The organism is Nocardia sp. NPDC004573, assembly GCF_053602135.1.
On record NZ_JBSGDA010000003.1, the window covers coordinates 30780 to 50622 of the forward strand.

Genomic DNA, 19843 nt, shown 5'->3' on the forward strand with positions numbered 1-19843 from the left:
CTCAGGTCAGCGTGGGCACCCGCACGCCCTGCCACGCGAGTCGTTTCGCCCGGTCCGGGTCGTGTTCGACGCGCGTCGGGTAGTCGATGATCAGCGTGGATCTCCTGGCCTCGGTATAGGCGGGCCAGGACGGCAGCGGAGCTCCGGTGCGGGCGAAGGCCAGCCAGTTGTCCTGGAACTGGTCGGTCACCGCCCGCAGTCCGCGCCTGCCGCCCGCCGCGGTGAAGGCCCGCCCGACCGGAGTGTCGCCGATGCCGAAGACCGGGATGAGATCGGTCGCGTGGGTCGCGCCGAGCCCGGCCAGCCGCAGCCCGCGCGGGGCGAAGTCGTAGCGGTAGGCGTAGGTCGGGGCGTGCCTGCTGTGTCCTTCCATGACGGCGACCGATGGACGCCAGAACGTGTAGTCGCCGCCCGCTCGCACCGCGGCCTTCGGCTGGGGATAACCGGGATAGGCCGCGGCGATCCGGGATTCGGCTTCGGCGGAGTGACCGAGCGCCGAACGCAGCCGGTCCGCGGTAGTGGGCAGTTCGTCGGCGAACCTGGCGAACAGCGTGCCCTCGTCCCGATTCGTCCCGATGATCAGCGGCACCCGGTGCGCGGAGCCCTCGGTGATCGCGTCGACCGGGGAGAGCGGCAGGAAATCGCCGTCCACGACCGGACAGACCGGGAAGGCGCCCGGCTGTTCGCGCACCACCTGTCCGATGGTGCGATCGACGGCGCGGCGGATGTCGTTGGCGCCCGCGGTGCTCAGCGTGGCGTGCGCGGTGTCGGGTGTGGCGCCCAGCGCGGCGACGCAGCGGCGCGCGAAGCCGCGGGCTTCCTCGGTGCTGATCGCCCAGTCGGCCGGCGGGCTCTGCGAAATGGCCCGATGGAACAAGCCTTTAGCCGCCGGGGTGGCCAGCAGGCCGAGCACGGCGTGCGCGCCCGCCGACTCGCCGAAGATCGTCACGTTGTCCGGATCGCCGCCGAAGGCCGCGATATTGGTGCGCACCCACTCCAGCGCCGCGAGCTGATCACGCAATCCGAGGTTCGAGTCGAACGGATGCTCGGCGGTGCCGAATTCGCTGAAGTCGACGTAGCCGAACGCGCCGAGCCGGTAGTTCAGCGACACCACCACCACGTCGCCGCGCACCGCCAGCCGCGCGCCGGAATACATCCCGAGTGCGGAGGTGCCGATGAGGTAGCCGCCGCCGTGGATGAAGACCAGCACGGGCCGCGGGTTCGCCGCCGCCGTCACGGGGGCGGTGACATTCAGTGTCAGCGCGTCCTCGCTGGTCGGCTGGTAGGCGCGCGGTCCGATCCGCGCTCCGGAGCGGTGTTGCATCGCCGCGGAGGTGAATTCCGTCGCGGTCCGGACGCCCGACCAAGGACGGACCGGCTGTGGAGCGCGAAAGCGCAGGTCCCCGATCGGAGGAGCCGCGTAGGGAATGGACCGCCAGCGCAGGACGCGGCGGCCCCGGCGACCGCGGACGACTCCGTCGGCGGTCGCGATATCCGTTGTTGCCACCATTTTCAAATGGTAGCTATGGGCGCCGCGCCTCCAACAGGCGCAGCCAGAACTCGCTGACCGCCGGGAAGGCTGGCACGGCGTGCCAGAGGGTGGACAGCGGCACCCGCCCGACCACCGCGATGGTCGCCGCGTGCAGTTGCTCGCCCACCTCGGGCCCGACGAACGTGGCCCCGAGCAGCGTGTCGGTGGCGCTGTCGACGACCAATTTCGCCTGACCCGCGTAGTCGTCGCGCGACAACGCCGATCCGGCCACCGCGATGTCCAGTTCGACGACCTCGACCGTGTGACCCGCGTCCCTGGCCGCGGCTTCGGTCAGCCCCACGGAGGCGACCTCGGGCGCGGTGAACACCACCTGCGGCACCTTGCCGTGATCGGAGCTCGCGACGAAGCGCGGATCGTCCAGCGGCCTGCCCTCGGCCCGTGCGGCGATCACGTCGCCGCACACCCGGCCCTGGTACTTGCCCATGTGCGTGAGCGCGGCGCGCCGGTTGAGGTCGCCGACCACGTACAGCCAGTCCCCCTCGACGTCGCGCGCGGTGAGGTGGTCGTCCACCGAGACATATCCGCCGGGCACCCCGACGGCGTCCAGGCCGAGCCCCTCGGTGGCGGGTGCGCGTCCGGCCGCCACCACGATCTCGTCCACCTCGAGCGCCGATTCGCCGTCGGGACCGCGCAACCGGACCGTCACCGGCCCGCCGTGGATGCGGCCTTCACCGGTGTCCTTCCCGGCCGGACGCTCGACGGCGGTGGGCTCGGTACGGCAGCGCACCCGCACCCCCGCCTCGGTCAACGCCGCCGCCACCCGCTCGCCCGCGAACGGCTCGGCCGCGGCCAGCAGCGCCGCGCCGCGCACCAGCAGGGTCACCTCGGCCCCGAGCGTGGCCAGCCAGGTCGCGGCCTCGCTCGCCACCACGCCGCCGCCGACCACGGCGACCCGCCGTGGCACCTCGTGCAGATTGGTGGCGTCGCGCGAGGTCCACGGCAGCGCGGCGCGCAGGCCGGGCACGTCGGGGACGTTGGCGGTGGTGCCGGTGGCCAGCACCACGGCATGCCGGGCGCGCAACTGCCGCCCGCCGACCTCGACCGAACGCACACCGGTCAGGCGGCCGCTGCCGCGCACCACGTCGATGCGGTGGTTCCGGGCCCACTCGGCCTGCGACGAGTCGTCGTGATCGTGCACGAAGGCGTCGCGCCGCCGCAGCACCGCCTCGACGTCGAGACCGGTGGCCGAGACACCCGGCATCGCCCGCGCGGCCGCGAGGACGTGGCCCGGCCGCAACAGCGCTTTGCTGGGAATACACGCCCAGTAGGAGCATTCGCCGCCGACGAGTTCGCGCTCGACGATGGCGGCCGTGCGGTCGCTGCCCGCGACGGCGTAGGCGGCGGCGTTCTCGCCCGCGGGACCGCCGCCGATCACGATGACGTCGTAGTCGGCTGCTGTGCTCGACATCGCCGGGCCTACTGCAGGTATCCCTCGACCTGCGCAACGGTATTCGCCCGGACGGTGTCCGGCGACTCACCCTGGTCGATCCGCGCCCGCCGATGGCGGAGCAGGTCCCAGGCCTGGTCCAACATGACTTCGAGTTCGGCGAGGCGCTGGCGCTCGGTCTTCGGATCCAGCTCGCCGTGGGTGGCTTGCGAGCGCAGCTGGTGCTCCTGGTCGACCAGTTCCTTGATGCGTGCCAAGATGTCCTGTTCGCTCATGCTCCATCCTTTCCGGCGCGCGCGAGACCATGCCTGGTCACGCTGCGCTGCCGTCTCCTGGCCCGACCGCTGATGCGCTGTCCCGACCATGCTACGGCCGGGTGAGGCACTCGGCGGCCCTCGGTACGGCCGCGGCGAGCTGCGGCCAGGGCAGTGCTGTGTAGCCCAGCGCGACGCCGAAGTGCTCCCGGCGCGCTCCGAGGTGATATCTGGCCAGCCCGTCGAGCGCGACGCCGCGCACGGCTCCCGCCGCCACCACGCGCCGCTCGGCCTCGGCCGATGCCACCGGCACGACGACGTGCGAACCCGCGTCGTCGCCGAGCACCCCGAGTCCGCGGCGGCGCAACTCGGTCACCACCAGCGCCCGGCGCGGCGGCAGCGCGCGACGCAGCCTGCGCAGGTGCCTGGCCAGATCACCGTGCGCGGCGAAAGCGACCAGCACGCGCTGGCCCGCCGGGCTCGGGCCGGTGCCGGTGCGTTCCCGGTGGGCAAGCACCGCGGCGGCGATCTCCGGCGTGGCGAGCAGCCAGCCGACGCCGAGGCTGGGGGACAAGATCTTGCTCGTCGTGCCCAAGTGGACGACCACGTCGGGAGCCATGGTGGCCAGCAGCGGCAGCGGCGCGGTGTCGTAGCGCAATTCACCGTCGTAGTCGTCTTCGATGACGAAGATCCCGGCCCGGCGCGCATGCTCGACGAGTTCGACCCGCCGCGCCGCGGGCATCCGCGCGCCCAGCGGGAACTGGTGTGCCGGAGTGCAATACACCGCTTTGATCCGGGACGGCAGCAGATCGACGCGCAGGCCGTGCGCGTCCACGGGCACCGGTACGACCTCGAGGCCTGCCGCCGCGAAGGCCCCGGCGGCGCGCGGATAGCCCGGGTCCTCCATGGCGACGGCGTCGCCCGGCCGCAGCAGCGCCGCGGCCAGCTCGCTCACGGCGGAACTGGTTCCGGCGGTGGCGAGCAGCACGGTGTCGCTACCCGCGCCGATCCCGCGGTGGCGCAGCAGGTGTTCGGCAACGGCCGTGCGGAACTCCGGTTCGCCCGCGCGGTCCTTGCGCACGAGCGGGGAGTGATCCGCCGCGGCGCGCCAGGCGCGGCGCCACGCGGCCGGGTCGATGGCGTCGGTGCACGGCGCTCCCGGCGCCAGGTCGAACAGCTGCGGTGCGGCGTCCGTGCCGGGCGGGGGGTCGGTGCGCGCGGGCGTGGCGGCCGGTGCGGTGGTCAGGTAGGTGCCGGACCCGCGTCTGCCGCTGATCCAGCCTTCCGCGTGCAGCTGGTCGTAGGCGGCCGCGACCACGGTGCGGCTCACGCCGAGCCGCGCGGCCAGCGCGCGGGTGGAGGGCAGCCGGTCGCCGCCGCGCAGCGGTCCGCCGGTCGCGGCGCGGCGCAGCTGGTCGGCGATCTGCACCGACAACGGCTGCCCCAGCTCGCGATCGAGGTCGAGGGGCAAGTCCTCGAGCATGGTCTCCCTCGCAAAATGGACTGCTGAAAATGATCTGAATTGGCGCTTTGATAGTGCCACTCCCGGCCGGATGCTGGGTGCATGACCGAAACCGCCAGCCCGCGCGCTCCGCTTTCGCCCACGCCGCGCAGCACGCCGACCCGGTTGACCGACCGCGCCAGGACCGACCGCGCCGACTTGGACGCGGTGCTCGACGCCGGGCTGATCTGCCACCTCGGGGTGCTGCTCGGCGGCACGCCGGTCGTGCTGCCCACCGCCTACGGCCGTGCCGGCGACACGCTCTACCTGCACGGCTCGACCGGCGCGGGCAACCTGCGCGCGGCGCTCACGAGTGACATCTCGGTGGCGGTGACGCTGGTGGACGGCGTGGTGTACGCGCGGTCGGCCATGCACTTCTCGATGAACTACCGTTCCGCGGTCGTGCTCGGCCGCGCCCGCGAGGTGACCGACCCCGATGAACGCCTGCACGCGCTGCGGGTCATCGTCGAACACGCCGCGCCCGGCTCGTGGTCGCGCGTGCGCCCGCCGAACAAGAAGGAACTCGCCGCGACCAAAGTGCTCGCCCTCGAGCTCACCGAGGCGTCGGTGAAGATCCGTGCGGGCGGCCCCAAGGACGACGAGGCCGACATCGAGGCGGGCGGGGCCTGGGCGGGTGTCCTCCCGCTGCGTCAGGTGTGGGACGCCCCCGTCGACTCCCCGGATCTGGCTCCTCGCACCCCCGTCCCCGCCGATGTTCTGCAGCGCGCCGGTTCCTGAACGCCCCATACGCACTTCGCACCGCCGACTGTCCTCCGCAGGCGTGAGAGGCAGATCGGCGGTGCGAAGGACGAATCACCACTCGCGGGAGGACATTACGTCCGCAAACTCGGATTACGTTGCCCGAGAGAATCAGAACACGAATTGTGGACCATAGCCGGTCGTTTGCGCGATGCCGTTGGTTGCTTCGGCCCGGACGGTGACGAACGGCATCGCGGAAGCGGGGGACAGGCATCCGTTGACATTCAGCGGGGTATTCGTGTGCGCGAAGGTGAACGGGAAGGTCGATTCTCGGTCCAGTTCCCCTTGCGCGATCACCGCCGCGGTCACACTGCCCGGGGCCAGATTGACGGTGATCTCGCCGCCGACTTCGCCGTTGACGCCGAAGGTGGTGTCCGCGCCGATGGCGATGGTGGGAGCGACGATGACCGGCAATTGCGCTTGCAGACCGGGCAGGTGCCCGTGCCCGTTCTCCTCGGGTGCGCCGAAACCGAATTCACCGAAATCGATGCCACCGAATTCGATGACGATCCCGGGCGTGAAGCCGACCTCGGCTCCGACGGCCCCGGCGATGGACACCTGGATGCCGTCGGAAATGTCCACCGCGCAGCCGATCAGATATCCGGCGACGATCTGTCCGCGACGCAGCGCAGCGGGGCCGTCGGACACGACCGAGAAGTCTCCGGACACCTTGACCGCGTGCGCGAACGGAACTCCCAATGTGACGTCGCCGCCAGGTACGACATTGTTGTAGTCCACCGACGCGATCACATGCAGCCCGCGGGTGCCTGCCTCGCCTGGTTCGGCCCCGGCCGTGCCATCGGAAACAGCGAAGGAGCCGGTAGCGGCCACTACTACCGCGATGATCGCGGCGAAGATTCGCGAATGCTTGCGGTTCATCATGCTCCAGTCGAGTATCGATCGAATCGGAACTTCGTACGCGGACTGACTCGCACAGCAAATCGTTCATCGCGGACGCCACCCGGGCGCGCGCGGCAGGAAAACTGTATCGGGCGGCGCGGCGCATATCGGTGATCGCGCCGACACGGCGAGTCGGCCGACGTGACCGGGGAGCCGGTCTCGTCGGCATCCTCCGAATTGTCGGATCAGGCGAGTGGACCATTGACTTTTATCAGATGCGAGGCGAAAGGGTCCGAGGCGACGCGGTCACATGTCGGTTGCGGCAGCGCGACTCACCACGCGTGAGCGCTCAGGCCCGCGGAACCCGTCGCGCGCACCGCCAGCTCACGCAACGCATCGGCCGACTCGATCCGCGCCGGATCGAGGCTGACCAAGCTGAGCACATAGTCCTCGCCGATGCGGCACAGATAGCCCGAGAGCCTGGTGCGTGGCAGCCGCGCGGAGGTCAGGCCGGGATGTATCGCGCGGGCGGCGACGCCGGTGCAGCGGTGCGGGCCGAGCGCGCGCAGCGAAGCGGGCAGCGTGCCGATGTTCGAGCACAGGATGTCGAGTTCGCCCGCCCCTGCGGACAACGCGTAGGCCCAGCGGTCCGGAATCACTTGGAGCAGTTCTTCGGGCATTCCGTTCGGCGCCGACATGCGGTGCTCGTAAGCGGAACGGGCCAGGGTGCGGATCGTCGCCGGGGTGTCGGCGCGGGTGACCGCGATGCGCGTCACGGCGAGGTCGTTGTCGACGCGAGGTTCGTCGCGGGTGTCGACGGGCAGGCTGGCTTCGATCATCTCGCCGGGAAACCCGCTGTCCCACAGCACGGTCGCGACCAGATGGATGAACAGGCTGTTGGCTGTGCCGCCGTCGAGCGCGGCGACGCGGTCCCACTCGGCGGCCGGGCATTGCAGGATCGCACTGCGCGTCGCGTCGCCCGCTGTGCGCGGCCGCTCGTCGCGGCACGACGCGGCGGGCTGCCGCGGTACCCCGTGGCGCAGCGCCGCCGCTGTGCCACGCAGCACGATCGACCATTGGCGCCGGGCGTCGGACCAGTCCGAGTCGCGCGCGGCGGCCTCCGGCGGGCACACTCGAGCGCCGCCCAGCGCGTCGTCCACCGCGAGCACCAGCGCGCGCCCGTCGGCCAGCGCATGCGAGCACGTGAGGGAGACGACCGAACCACCGTCGTCCAAGGCCGCCGTCGAAAGCCGCCATCCGGGACCGTATTCCGGATCGAGTCCGGCGCCTTGCGCGTCGGCCCAGTCGAGCAGTTCCGCGACCGGGAGCACGCCTTCGGCGCGATCGATCGGATACGCGCGGACATTCGGCCGCCAGGCCCGCCGAGCTCCCGGCACGCGCGCGCGAATCACCCTGCGTCCCAGTGGTCCCGATTGCAAGGCGGCGTGCACTCGTACCAGCAGCGTGTGGTCCACTCGATCGGCTGTGCGCCACAGCCCTTGCAGCGCTATCGGTGTGCCGAGCCCGCGGTGGCTGCGCAGAAAGATCTCGTCGACGACGCTCAGGCGGCCCATCGGGCTCAGGAACTCGCGCCGTGCCGGCCCGCACCCGCCGCGAAACGCTGAGCGCCGTCCAGCGCGCCGTCGGCCAGCGCGGTCAGCCCGTGGCGGAACTCGTTGCGCAGCGCGGACTCCTCGGTCATCCCCTCTTGCTCGAGCAGCGACATCCGGTCCGAGCGCAAGCAGGTCTGCGGCAGCGCGGCCAGTTCCGCGGCCAGCGCCTCGGCGGCCCGGCGGGCTTCGCCGGTGGGCACCACGCGATTGACCAAACCCATCTGCAACGCCTCGTCGGCGCCGACCGCCCGTCCGGTGAGCACCAGATCCATGGCGCGCCCGGTGCCGACGATCCGCGGCAGCCGGATGGTGCCGCCGTCGATCAGCGGCACGCCCCAGCGGCGGCAGAAGACGCCGAAGGTGCTGTCCTGTTCGGCGACCCGCAGATCGCACCACAGGGCGAGTTCGAGCCCGCCCGCCACCGCGAAGCCGGAGACCGCCGCGATCACCGGCTTGGACAGCCGCATCCGGGTCGGTCCCATCGGGCCGTCGCCGTCCTCGGCCGCCCGGTTGGAGCGCTCGGTGCCGAGCGCCTTGAGGTCGGCGCCCGCGCAGAACGTTCCGCCGTCACCCCACAGCACCGCGACCGCCGCCTCGGGGTCGGCGTCGAACTCGCGGAAGGCGTCGGCAAGCGCGGCGGCGGTCGGTCCGTCCACTGCGTTGCGCGCTTCGGGCCGATGCAGGATCACGGTGGTCACGGGGCCGCTGCGTTCGATCAGTACGGTCACGCGCTCGACCATACGCCGTAAAAGCACCCTTGTGTGAAGAAATGAATTCGTGCTTCACTTCTTGGGTGGCCTATCGCAGAACCCCCGCTGTACAGGCCCGCCTGGACGCCCAGGCGGGGCTGATCGTGCAGGCCGCCACCAAGGTGCTGTCCCGTGGCGGGTACGCGGCGCTGTCCATGGCGGCGGTCGCGGCCGAGGCGGGCGTGGCCACCGGCACCGTCTACAAGAGCTTCGACGGAAAATCCGCGCTGGTCCGCGCGGTGTTCCGGAAAGTGGTCGCCCGCGAGGTCGCGGCCGTGGCGGCGGCGGGCGCACGCGGCACGGCCGTCGAACGGGTCACCGCGGCGGTGGAGACCTTCGCGGGCCGCGCGCTGAAGAACCCGAACCTGGCCTACGTGCTGCTCGCCGAACCGGTCGACGCGGCCGTGGACAGCGAGCGCCTGCGCTTCCGGCGGGCGTTCGCCGAAACCTTCGAATCGGCGGTGGCCGAAGGCATCGCGCGGGGCGAACTCCCGCCGCAGGACCCGAGGATCAGCGCGGCCGCGCTGGTCGGCGCGATCGGCGAGGTGCTGGTCGGCCCGCTCGCGGACGCGCCGCACGGCGAGTCCGTCGTCCCCGAGATCACCGCTTTCGCGATCCGCGCGCTGGGCGTGCGCGGCGACCCGGGCGCGGCCTGCGCCCGGCTGGAACCAGGAGTGTCAGATGCAGACGCATGAAGTCTTCAACCAGGCGCCCGACATCGTGCCCTTCGACGTCTCGCGCAATCCGGCGCTGCTCGACAGCCTGCGCCGCGAGGGCGCGGGCTGGGCCGAAGCCGAGGTGCGCGAGCTCGGCGCGCTCGCGGGCGGTGCGCAGGCGCAGGAGTGGGGGCGGCTGGCCAACGAGTACCCGCCGGTGCTGCGCACGCACGACCGCTACGGCCGCCGCATCGATGAGGTCGAGTTCCACCCGCACTGGCACGATCTGATGCGCGTCGCCGTCGAGCACGGCCTGCACGGCGCGCCGTGGCTGGACGACCGCCCCGGCGCGCACGTGGCGCGCGCGGCGAAGTTCTACACCTGGGGCGTCGCCGACGCCGGCCACATGTGCCCGATCTCGATGACCTACGCGGTGGTCCCCGCGCTGCGGCACAACAAGGAACTCGCGGCGAGATACGAACCGCTGCTCGGTTCCCGGGTCTACGACTACGGGTTGCGCGAGCCGTCCACGAAGGCCGGGCTCATCGCGGGCATGTCGATGACCGAGAAGCAGGGCGGCTCGGACGTGCGTGCCAACACCACCACCGCGACGCCGCAGCCGGACGGCTCCTACCGGATCGTCGGGCACAAATGGTTCACCTCCGCGCCGATGTCGGACATGTTCCTCACTCTGGCGCAGGCGCCCGGCGGCCTGTCCTGCTTCCTGTTGCCGCGGGTGCTGCCCGACGGCGCCCGCAACCCGATCCGCATCCAGCGACTCAAGGACAAACTGGGCAACAAGTCCAACGCCTCGTCGGAGATCGAGTACGAGAACGCCACGGGCTGGCTGGTCGGCGCGGAGGGCGCGGGCGTCAAGACCATCATCGAGATGGTGAACATGACCAGGCTGGACTGCGTGATCGGCTCCGCCACGGGCATCCGGGCGGGCGCCGTCTACGCGGTACATCACGCGCGGCACCGGAAAGCGTTCGGCGCCACGCTCGTCGACCAGCCCGCCATGCGCAATGTGCTGGCCGACCTGGTGATCGAGTCCGATGCCGCGACCACGGTGATGATGCGGCTGGCCGGAGCCACCGACCGGGCCGGCCAGGATCCCGCCGAGGCCGCGCTGCGGCGCATCGCCCTGGCGGTCACCAAGTACTGGGTGTGCAAGCGGGCGCCCGCGCACGCGGCCGAGGCGCTGGAATGCCTGGGCGGCAATGGATATGCGGAGGAATCCGGCATGCCGCGGCTGTACCGGGAGGCGCCGCTGATGTCGATCTGGGAGGGGTCCGGCAACGTCGCCGCGCTGGACGCGTTGCGGGCCATGGGGCGTCAGCCGGAGACGGTCGAGGCGTACTTCAACGAAGTGTCGCTCGCGAAGGGTGAGAACCCGCGGCTGGACGACGCGATCGCCCGGGTCGGCAAGGAATTGTCCGATCTGAACGACATCGAATACCGCGCCCGGCGGGTCGTCGAGCTGATGGCGCTCGTGCTGCAAGGCGCGCAGCTGGTCCGCCACGGCCATCCCGCCGTCGCCGACGCCTTCTGCGCCACGCGGCTCGGCGACGACTGGGGCATCGCGTTCGGCACGCTGCCCACCGGCGTCGACACCGGCGCGATCATCGAGCGCGCGTTCGTCTGAGTGCGTTGCGCCCCTGTGGACCCGTTCGGGTGCACAGGGGCCGAGACTCCGGGCGTTCCTGTGCGGGGGGCCCGCGCCCGCTCGCGTATTCCGGTGTCAGGCGGGCCGGGTGAGGACGCGTTCGACCAACGCCGTATCGCAGTACTCGACGACCTCGCGCAACTTCCCGTCGGCGACGCGGAAGACGAAGCAGTAGGTCTGGTCGTAGGCCTCCCCGCGTGTGGTCATGGCCTCCGCGCGGGCCTGCACGACGACGTGGTCGTCCGCGGCGACGATCGTCTCCGCGGCGCTGCGGTATTCGGTGAACTGCTTCATCAACGGCCGCAACAGGTGTTCCAACACAACAGCTTTCGGCTCCCAGGTGCCGCTCCAGGACCAGTCTCCGGGGAAGATCCAGCGGAAATCGTCGGCCATGGCGTCGCTCAGCGCGCGGGTATTGCCGAGTGACATCTGCTCGAAGACGTCGGTGAGCAGCTTCTTGTTCTCCATCGCGGTCATGACGACGACGCTAGGGTCGCCGAATGCATGCGACAAGCGACTGTCTCGCATATCTGGTATGAGCAATACGCATGGAAGAATTCACCGTGGCCGGTCTGCGCGTGGTACGGGAGGCCGCCGCCTGCGGCTCGTTCTCCACCGCGGCGGAGCGCCTTGGCTACACCCAGTCCGCGGTGTCCAGGCAGATCGCGCTCATGGAACGGGCTGCGGGGCGCGCTCTGTTCGAGCGGCACGCCCGCGGCGTGCAGCCCACCGAGGCGGGACGCGTCGTGCTGCGCCACGCGGAGGTGATCCTCGGCGAACTGGACCAGGCCCGGCAGGACATCCATCAGCTCGCGGCGCGCCCGCCGGGCCGCTTGCGCGTCGGCGCGTTCTCGACCGCCATGGCCGCCTTGGTGCCGAGGGCCGTCGCCGCGACCGCCGTCCGCGACCGGCAGGTGCTCGTCTCGCTGCGGGAGGGACTCAGCCCCAGGCTGCTCACCGCCGTCGCACGGGGACGTCTCGACCTCGCCGTGGTGACCGCCCCGCAGACCCCGCCCGCCGGTGTCGAACTCGAGCCACTGGTCGACGACCCGTTGCTCGTCGCGGTCGCCGCCACCCACCCGCTCGCGGGCGCGGTCAGCGCGACGCCCGAGCTGCTGCGGGACGAACGATGGATCGCGGGCAGCCAGGACTCGTCCGGGACCCTCCTGGGCGCGTGGCATGATCCCGGCCGGGAGCCGGACATCGCATTCGTCGCACGCGACTGGTTCGCCAAACTCGGCCTCGTCGCGGCCGGACAGGGCAGCACAGTGGTGCCCGGTATCGCCGTCCCCGTCCTGCCGCCCGGCATCGCACTGCTGCGGATCGATCACCCGTCCGCGGTCCGGCGAACGGTCATCGCCCATCGCGGCGACCGCGGCACCGCCGAAGCGCGCACCGAGTTCGCCGAAGCGCTGCGCGACCAGGCGGCGGAACTATCCGCCCACGTGCGGCAACGCCTTCGGGCCGGTACGTGACAGCCCGCGCGCCGACAGGTCATCCTGTGGACGAGTGTGGATACCTTCGCGGACGTCGGTGCCCGGCGGGGAAGCGCGGGTAGTGTAGCGGCGGTGGCAGGGGAGTTCGTCGAGAGACCGTTGAGCCGGCTGGTCCGGCGGGTGCGGGCCCGGGCCGCGCGGGGGCGGTTCCTGCTCGGTATCGCGGGGCCGCCGGGCGCGGGCAAGTCGACGTTGTCGGTCGCGTTGCGCGACGCGATCAACGCCGAGGCGGGCGGCGTGATCGCCGAGATCGCCCCCATGGACGGATATCACCTGAGCAACGAGGTCTTGCGCGCCACGGAAAGCCTTGCGCGCAAAGGCGAGCCGGACACGTTCGACGTCGACGGTTATGTCGCGGCGCTGCTCCGCCTGCGCACCACACCGGTGGGCGAGCCGGTGCCGTGGCCCACGTTCGACCGGTCCGTCGATGCCCCGGTCCCGGGCGGGGTGGTGTTCGACCGGCATTCCATCGTCCTCACCGAGGGCAATTACCTGCTGCTCGACGACATCGGAACGCGGCGGTGGTCGGTGGTCCGCACCCTCCTGGACGAATGCTGGTACCTGGAGGCCGCGCGCGAGACGATCGAAGACCGCCTGCTGGACCGGCACCTTCGCGGCGGGCGCACGCCCACGGCGGCGCGCGACAAGGTGCACCGCAGCGACTTGCCGAACGCGGATCTCGTCGCCACCACCAAGGAGCGCGCCGACCTCGTGCTGCGCGAGCAGGCGGGAAGCTACACGGTGGTTGTCCCGCCGCCACTCAGCGCCGGGTGAGAACGGTCTCGGATTCGACGCGAGTCAGCTTCTCCGGGTTGCGGACGTAGTAGAGACCGGCGATGCGGCCGTTCTCGACACGGGCCGCCATCACACCGTCGAGTTCACCGTCCAGGCTGAACAGGAGTGCGGGATTGCCGTTGACCACGCTGGGGCCGATGGTGAGCGTGGCCGTGGTCCTGCCCAGACCGCCCGTGACGAAGCGAACCACCCTGTTCGCGCCGACGATCGGCCGCAGCGCCGCCTGCTTGACCCCACCGCCGTCGCTGACGACGACCACGTCGGGAGCGAGCACGTCCAGCAGGCCCTGCAGGTCCCTGGTCTCCAGCGCCCGCTGGAACGACTCCAGGACCGCCCGGGTCTCCTGCACGGAGACCACCGACCGCGGGCGGCGGGCGTCCACGTGCTTGCGCGCGCGGTGGGCGATCTGGCGCACCGCCGCCGGGGTCTTGTCGACGGCGGTCGCGATCTCTTCGTAGCCGATGCCGAACGCCTCGCGCAGCACGAAGACGGCGCGCTCGGTCGGCGACAGCGTCTCGAGCACGAGCATCAGCGCCATCGACATGCTCTCGGCGAGTTCCACGTCCTCGGCCACGTCCGGCGTGGTGAGCAGCGGCTCGGGCAACCACGGGCCGACGTACGCCTCCTTGCGCCGCCGCATCGTGCGCAGCCGGTTGAGCGACTGCCTTGTCGTGATCCGGACCAGATACGCGCGCTCGTCGCGCACCTGTTCGGAGTCGACCTCGACCCACCGCAGCCAGGTCTCCTGCAGGACGTCCTCGGCGTCGGCCGCGGACCCCAGCATCTCGTAGGCCACGGTGAACAGCAGGTTGCGGTGGGCGACGAAAGCCTCGGTCGCCGGGTCGGTGGCATGGCCGCTCATCGTTCGACCCGCTCCGGTTCGGCCGGGCACGGGTTGCCGTCCGCCTGCACGCGTCGCATCCACCGGCAAGGCCCCTTTCGTTGCGAGTCGTTCGATCCGTCCACCGGTCGGTGCGGTCGAGCGTAGGACACCGCCCGGCGCACGACGGTGGTGCACGAGCCGTTCAGGTGGCGGCCGGCGCGTTGCCGCGCTCGGCTTCCAGCAGCCGCCCGCGCTTGTCGTTGTCGAACCCCCAAGTGAAGGCACCCGGTTCACGCGCCTCGTCCGCCAATTCCTTGACGACGTTCCGACAGGCGAGCTCTTTGATCTTCGCCGCGAGCCGGCCGCCGATGTAGAACCGGTTCGCGATGTCGTCCCGGGAGGCGAACTGTACGGTGGCCGCCCGCCGGCCCAGGCCGATGCACTGGCCGAAGTAACCCACGTCGATGGCCGCGGGCCGGTCTCCCGCGATCCGGGCCAGCACCGTGTCGGCAGCGGGCGCGCCCAGCGGGCGCGCGGTCTGGCAGCTCATCCGCAACGGCAGGTCCGACGGCGCCGCCGAATCCCCGGCGGCGACGATGCGCTCGTCGTCCACGCTGGTCAACGTTTCGTCGGTGCGCAGACGGCCCACAGCGTCGGTGCTCAGTCCGCTGCGCGCGGCGAGATCCGGCACACCGAATCCGGCGGTCCAGATGGTCACCGCGCTCGACAGGGTGTGGCCGCCGCTGAGCCGCACGGCCGCACGGGTCACCGACGTCACCCTCGACTCGGCGCCTTCGAGCACGGTCACGCCGAGTCTCGCCAGCCGCTTGGCCACCGAGCGCCGACCCCGGGGGTGCAGAGACGGGCCGAGCGCGCCGCCGCACAGCAACGTCACCCGGCGGCCTTGCTCCGCCAGCTCTGCGGCTGTCTCGATGCCCGTGGCGCCGGCTCCCACGATTGTCAGCGAGGCGGTCGCGGGCACGGCGTCGAGCACCGGCCGCAGCCGCTGCGCGTCCTCCAGGGTGGCGATCGGGTAGGCGTACTCGGCCGCTCCGGGCACACGCGGATCGGCGCTGCCGCTGCCCACCGCGTAGATCAGGAAGTCGTAGCCGACCGGGCCGCCGGACGCCAACCACAGACGACGCTCCTCCGCGTCGATCCGGATCGCGATGTCGACCACCAGCCGGACGCTCTCGGCCAAGACCTCCCGGTAGTCGACCATCGCCTCGTGCGTCCCGCCCACCAGCTGATGCAGGCGGATCCGCTCGACGAAACGCGGTCGGGGGTTGACCAGGGTGACTGTCACCTCGTCCCGCTGCGTCAGGCGATTGGCTGCCATGACGCCGGCATATCCGCCGCCGACCACGACCAACTCGGTGTTGCCAATCATGGTGTCTCCTTCGCTTCGAGGGTTCGAGCACAAGACACCGGGCGAACGATCGGCGTGACGTACTGTGGTGTGGATCACATGACACGCATCCATCCGCGCATTCGAAGGTGACCTCTCGTCCTCCGGCGCGTGCCACGGCGCAGTGCTTTACCTGGGCTGATGATGGAGGTATGACGGAGAATCGCGCAGTCGGCAGACTTTCACGGGCCCTGCACAATTTGCTGGCCGTGGTGTGCGCTCTGCTCTTCTACTACTTCCTGCCGCTGGAGACGGTGTCCTTCGATCGGCTGTCCGGCGTAGCTGCGTTGGTCGCGTTCGTCGTCGGCGTCGCCGGGCTCATCTGGCTGGCCCGGTGGCGCATCCGGCGGTACATCCGGGACCCCCGCGCGACCGCCGGGCGGATCAACGACGTGCTGCTCGTGGTCTGCGTCGTCGTGACGTTCTTCGCCCTCTACTACTACGTGCTGGAACTGCGCGCTCCCGGCCAGTTCGAAGGCCTGCACACGCGGACCGACGCGCTCTACTACACGATTGTCACGCTGGGCACGATTGGCTACGGCGACGTGCACGCGGTCGGTCCCGCCGCGAAAGTGGCCACCATGGTGCAGGTCGCATTCGACCTCGGCGTCATCGGCATCCTGATCGCGATCTCGACCTCGCACATCATTCAGCAGTTGGACGAGGCTCAGCGCAACCGCCCGGCCGGCGGCGCCGACTGACGCTGCCGACCCGGGACGGGCTCAGCGGTGCGCGCGGTACCAGCGAATCAGTGAGTCGGTCGACGAGTCGTCCTGTGCCTGAGGCTCTTCCGCCGCCGTGAGCAGCGGGGCCAGGGCGAGCGCCTGCTGCTTGCCCAGTTCGACACCCCACTGATCGAAGCTGTCGATGCCCCAGATCGTGCCCTCCACGAAGACTTGGTGCTCGTAGAGCGCGATGAGCTGGCCGACGACGGACGGGGTGAGCCGCGGCGCGAGGATGGTGGTGGACGGACGGTTGCCCGGCATCACCTTGTGCGGCACGATCGCCGGATCGGTGCCCTCCGCGGCGATCTCCTCGGCGGTCTTGCCGAACGCGAGCACCTTGGTCTGCGCGAACAGGTTGCTCATCAGGATGTCGTGCATGCTGCCGGTGCCGTCGCTGGTCGCCAGATCATCGGTGGGCTGCGCGAATCCGATGAAGTCCGCCGGGACGAGCCGGGTGCCCTGGTGCAGCAACTGGTAGAAGGCATGCTGACCGTTGGTGCCCGGCTCACCCCAGAAGATCTCACCCGTGGCGGTGGTGACCGGGGTACCGTCGGCGCGGACCGACTTCCCGTTGGACTCCATGGTCAACTGCTGCAGGTAGGCGGGGAAACGAGCGAGATCGTTCGAATACGGCAGCACGGCGTGCGATTCCGCGCCGAAGAAATTCGAATACCAGACGCCGAGCAGCCCGAGCAGCACCGGGGCGTTGGCCTCCAGCGGCGCCTCGGCGAAATGCCGGTCCACCGCGTGCATGCCCGCGAGGAACTCGGCGAAGCGCTCCTTGCCGATGGTCGCCATCACCGACAGGCCGATCGCCGAGGCCACCGAATACCGGCCGCCGACCCAATCCCAGAAGCCGAACATGTTGTCGGTGTCGATCCCGAACTTCGCGACCCGCTCGGCATTGGTGGACACCGCGACGAAGTGCTTGGCCACGGCGTCTTCGCCGAGCGCGGCGACCAGCCAGCGCCGGGCCGCGGTCGCGTTGGTGAGCGTCTCCAGGGTGGAGAAGGTCTTGGACGCGACGATGAACAGCGTGGTGGCCGGATCGAGCCCGTCCAGTTTCGCGACCAGGTCGGCGGGATCGACGTTGGAGACGAACCGCGCGCCGATGCCAGCGTCCTCGTAGTGCCGCAGCGCCTGGTGCACCATGACCGGACCCAGGTCCGACCCGCCGATGCCGATGTTGACCACCGTCGTGATGCGCTCGCCGGTCGCCCCGCGCCACGCCCCGGAGCGCAGCGCGTCGGTGAACTCGCCCATCCGCCGCAGCACCCGATGCACCTCGGCGCCCGCGTCGACGCCGTCGATGATCATGGTCGAGCCTTCGGGCAGCCGCAGCGCGACGTGGCCGACCGCGCGGTCCTCGGAGGTGTTGATGTGCTCGCCGCGGAACATCGCGTCGCGCCGCTCGGGCACGCCCGCCTCGCGGGCCAATTCCACCAGCAGATGCAGGGTTTCCCGGTTCACGCGGTGCTTGCTGTAGTCGATGTGCAGGTCCGCCACCTGGACGGTCAGCTCGCCGCCTCGAGCCGGATCGTCGGCGAAGAACTCCCTGAGGTGTCGTCCCGCGACGGTGCCGTGGTGATCGTGCAGTTTCCGCCATGCCGCCGTCGCGGTGATGTCGCTGCTCACGTTCGCCGAGAGTACAAGCAGGCACCGTCGCGCGCACGGGCGCGTGCCCGGAGAGTCGGCCGGACCTGCGCCGATGCCGAGGTGAAAATCGCCTGGGCCACACCGGACTCGCCCGGTGGCGAGCGCCCGCGACACGCCGTGGCGGCCCCGGGTCGCGGTGGCGCGCGTTCCCGCTGTACCGGCGGCGGGGAGGCATAGGCTGGCGTCATGGTGTCCGAACGTGAACTTCTCGAATCCGTGCCGACGCAGTTGTGGATCGGTGGACGGCCGGTCGACGCCACCGGGGCGGGTACCTTCCCGGTGCACAATCCCGCGACCGGCGAAGTGCTGACGAATGTCGCGGACGCGACGCCGGAAGACGCGCTGCGCGCGCTCGACGCGGCCGTCGCGGCGCAGGACTCGTGGGCGGCCACGCCCGCCAGGGAGCGCGGCGAGATCCTGCGCGCGGTGTTCGAGCGGATCACCGCCCGCGCGGAGGAGTTCGCCCTGCTGATGACCCTGGAGATGGGCAAAGCGCTGCCGGAGAGCCGCAACGAGGTGCGCTACGGTGCGGAATTCTTCCGCTGGTTCAGCGAGGAGGCCGCCCGGGTGCACGGGCGTTACCTGCACGCGCCTTCGGGCACCGGTCGGATCATGGTGCACAAGCAGCCGGTCGGCCCGTGTCTGGCGATCACGCCGTGGAACTTCCCGCTCGCGATGGGCACGCGCAAGATCGGCCCGGCGCTGGCCGCGGGCTGCACGATGATCGTCAAGCCCGCTTCGGCGACGCCGTTGACCATGCTGCTGCTGGCCCGGCTGTGCAGCGAGGCGGGATTGCCCGACGGCGTGCTGTCGGTGCTCACCTCCAGCCGCTCCGGCGCGGTGACCCAACCGCTGCTCGACGATTCCCGGCTGCGCAAGCTCACCTTCACCGGCTCCACCGAGGTGGGCAAGAAACTGGTGGAGAAATCCGCGAACCGGTTGCTGCGCACCTCGATGGAACTCGGCGGCAACGCGCCGTTCGTGGTGTTCGGTGATGCCGACGTCGACGCCGCCGTGCAGGGCGCGATGCTGGCCAAACTGCGCAACGGCGGGGAGGCGTGCACCGCCGCCAACCGTTTCCACGTGCACAACAGCGTGCTCGAGGAGTTCACCACCAAGTTGGTCGAGGCGATGGAGAGCAGCGTGCGGCTCGGGCCGGGCACCGATCCGGACACCACGCTGGGCCCGCTGATCAGCGAGGAGCAACTGCGTACGGTCGGTGAGTTGGTCGACGACGCCGTGGCGAAGGGCGCGCGGGTGCTGATCGGCGGCAAGGCGCCCGCAGGCCCGGGCTGGTTCTACCCGGCGACGGTCCTGAGCGACGTGCCGCCACAGGCAAGGATCCTGCGCGAGGAGGTGTTCGGCCCGGTCGCCCCGATCGTCGGCTTCGACACCGAGGAGCAAGGGCTCGCCGCCGCCAACGACACGGAATTCGGACTGGTCAGCTACGTCTACACCCGCGACCTCGACCGCGCCCTGCGGATCGCCGAGGGCCTGGAATCCGGCATGGTCGGCGTCAACCGCGGCGTCATCTCCGACCCAGCCGCCCCCTTCGGCGGCGTCAAGGAGTCCGGCTTCGGCCGGGAGGGCGGCACGGAGGGGATCGAGGAGTACCTGTCCACGAAGTACATCGCGCTCACGTGAGAGAGTGCCGCGGGTTCCGCGCTACCGAAGGCGATCGGTCGCGCACCTGAGGGTTGAATCGTGCCGGTCGGCGGCTCTCACCCGTGGAGTTCGGCCGACCCGAGATCTGCGTCGGTCGGTCCGGTGCCGACCGGACGGCCCAGGTGGGTTCAGCATGCTCGGGGGCGCGCAGCTGGGCGGGTCTGCTCCGAACCCCAACTGTCTGTGCCCCGTGCTTTCGGGGGGCGACTTGATGCATCATCGACACTAGCCTCGGCCTTGGTTCCGCCGAGTGGGCTGATTGCGAGAGGGCGCAGGTGCTGGTGATGCTCGATTGAGC

At 70.8% G+C, this 19843-nt stretch carries 18 protein-coding genes; 7 read left to right on the forward strand and 11 right to left on the reverse strand.

Annotated elements, in window-relative coordinates:
• Position 1: 1 nt before the first annotated feature.
• The 4 genes from ACWEKR_RS05545 to pdxR form a co-directional block, all read right to left on the reverse strand.
• Entirely contained in the window at positions 2–1510 is a 1509-nt protein-coding gene (locus ACWEKR_RS05545) for a carboxylesterase/lipase family protein (RefSeq protein ID WP_452353470.1), read from the reverse strand.
• Between the two features lie 13 nt (positions 1511–1523).
• A complete protein-coding gene (locus tag ACWEKR_RS05550; RefSeq protein WP_452353471.1) occupies positions 1524–2960 on the reverse strand; it encodes a dihydrolipoyl dehydrogenase family protein in 1437 nt (478 codons plus the stop codon).
• Positions 2961–2968: 8 nt separating this feature from the next.
• A complete protein-coding gene (locus tag ACWEKR_RS05555; protein ID WP_452353472.1) occupies positions 2969–3214 on the reverse strand; it encodes a DUF2630 family protein in 246 nt (81 codons plus the stop codon).
• Between the two features lie 91 nt (positions 3215–3305).
• Complete coding sequence (gene pdxR / locus ACWEKR_RS05560; protein WP_452353473.1) at positions 3306–4676, reverse strand: MocR-like pyridoxine biosynthesis transcription factor PdxR; 1371 nt, start codon at positions 4674–4676, stop codon at positions 3306–3308.
• Between the two features lie 81 nt (positions 4677–4757).
• Between pdxR and ACWEKR_RS05565 the strand changes: the two genes are divergently transcribed.
• Positions 4758–5432, forward strand: coding sequence for a pyridoxamine 5'-phosphate oxidase family protein (locus tag ACWEKR_RS05565; protein ID WP_452353474.1), 675 nt, complete (start codon positions 4758–4760; stop codon positions 5430–5432).
• A gap of 132 nt (positions 5433–5564) precedes the next feature.
• Here the strand turns inward: ACWEKR_RS05565 and ACWEKR_RS05570 are convergent, their stop codons facing one another.
• The 3 genes from ACWEKR_RS05570 to ACWEKR_RS05580 form a co-directional block, all read right to left on the reverse strand.
• Positions 5565–6332, reverse strand: a complete 768-nt coding sequence (locus ACWEKR_RS05570; RefSeq protein WP_452353475.1) for an MspA family porin — start codon at positions 6330–6332, stop codon at positions 5565–5567.
• A gap of 293 nt (positions 6333–6625) precedes the next feature.
• Entirely contained in the window at positions 6626–7867 is a 1242-nt protein-coding gene (locus ACWEKR_RS05575; RefSeq protein ID WP_452353476.1) for a hypothetical protein, read from the reverse strand.
• 5 nt (positions 7868–7872) lie between these two features.
• Positions 7873–8646: a crotonase/enoyl-CoA hydratase family protein gene (locus ACWEKR_RS05580; protein WP_452353477.1), complete on the reverse strand. Its 774-nt coding sequence runs from the start codon at positions 8644–8646 to the stop codon at positions 7873–7875.
• A 53-nt stretch (positions 8647–8699) separates the two neighbouring features.
• On the opposite strand from ACWEKR_RS05580, the gene ACWEKR_RS05585 reads away from it, so the two are divergent.
• Both ACWEKR_RS05585 and ACWEKR_RS05590 read left to right on the forward strand, forming a co-directional pair.
• On the forward strand, positions 8700–9350 hold the full coding sequence (locus ACWEKR_RS05585) for a TetR/AcrR family transcriptional regulator (protein WP_452353478.1): 651 nt from the start codon (positions 8700–8702) through the stop codon (positions 9348–9350).
• Positions 9337–10956 carry an acyl-CoA dehydrogenase family protein gene (locus ACWEKR_RS05590; RefSeq protein ID WP_452353479.1) on the forward strand — a complete coding sequence of 540 codons (1620 nt, stop codon included), beginning with the start codon at positions 9337–9339 and terminating at the stop codon, positions 10954–10956. The genes ACWEKR_RS05585 and ACWEKR_RS05590 overlap by 14 nt, the downstream gene beginning before the upstream one ends.
• A 96-nt stretch (positions 10957–11052) precedes the next feature.
• Here ACWEKR_RS05590 and ACWEKR_RS05595 read toward each other — a convergent pair whose 3' ends face one another.
• Positions 11053–11454 carry a nuclear transport factor 2 family protein gene (locus ACWEKR_RS05595; protein WP_452353480.1) on the reverse strand — a complete coding sequence of 134 codons (402 nt, stop codon included), beginning with the start codon at positions 11452–11454 and terminating at the stop codon, positions 11053–11055.
• A gap of 71 nt (positions 11455–11525) precedes the next feature.
• On the opposite strand from ACWEKR_RS05595, the gene ACWEKR_RS05600 reads away from it, so the two are divergent.
• On the forward strand, positions 11526–12452 hold the full coding sequence (locus tag ACWEKR_RS05600; protein ID WP_452353481.1) for a LysR family transcriptional regulator: 927 nt from the start codon (positions 11526–11528) through the stop codon (positions 12450–12452).
• A gap of 93 nt (positions 12453–12545) precedes the next feature.
• Positions 12546–13247 carry a nucleoside/nucleotide kinase family protein gene (locus ACWEKR_RS05605; protein ID WP_452353482.1) on the forward strand — a complete coding sequence of 234 codons (702 nt, stop codon included), beginning with the start codon at positions 12546–12548 and terminating at the stop codon, positions 13245–13247.
• On the opposite strand, the gene ACWEKR_RS05610 is transcribed toward ACWEKR_RS05605, so the two are convergent.
• Positions 13234–14130, reverse strand: coding sequence for an RNA polymerase sigma-70 factor (locus tag ACWEKR_RS05610; protein ID WP_195085548.1), 897 nt, complete (start codon positions 14128–14130; stop codon positions 13234–13236). The two genes, ACWEKR_RS05605 and ACWEKR_RS05610, sit on opposite strands and share 14 nt — an antisense overlap.
• Before the next feature lie 163 nt (positions 14131–14293).
• Entirely contained in the window at positions 14294–15481 is a 1188-nt protein-coding gene (locus ACWEKR_RS05615; RefSeq protein WP_452353483.1) for an NAD(P)/FAD-dependent oxidoreductase, read from the reverse strand.
• A 170-nt stretch (positions 15482–15651) separates the two neighbouring features.
• Between ACWEKR_RS05615 and ACWEKR_RS05620 the strand changes: the two genes are divergently transcribed.
• Entirely contained in the window at positions 15652–16200 is a 549-nt protein-coding gene (locus ACWEKR_RS05620; RefSeq protein WP_452353484.1) for a potassium channel family protein, read from the forward strand.
• Positions 16201–16221: 21 nt separating this feature from the next.
• On the opposite strand, the gene pgi is transcribed toward ACWEKR_RS05620, so the two are convergent.
• The gene (gene pgi, locus ACWEKR_RS05625; protein WP_452353485.1) at positions 16222–17859 is read right to left on the reverse strand and encodes a glucose-6-phosphate isomerase; all 1638 of its coding nucleotides are present in this window, start codon (positions 17857–17859) and stop codon (positions 16222–16224) included.
• Between the two features lie 207 nt (positions 17860–18066).
• Here pgi and ACWEKR_RS05630 point away from each other — a divergent pair, with 207 nt between their 5' ends.
• Complete coding sequence (locus ACWEKR_RS05630) at positions 18067–19524, forward strand: NAD-dependent succinate-semialdehyde dehydrogenase (protein ID WP_452353486.1); 1458 nt, start codon at positions 18067–18069, stop codon at positions 19522–19524.
• The last annotated feature ends 319 nt before the right edge of the window (positions 19525–19843 follow it).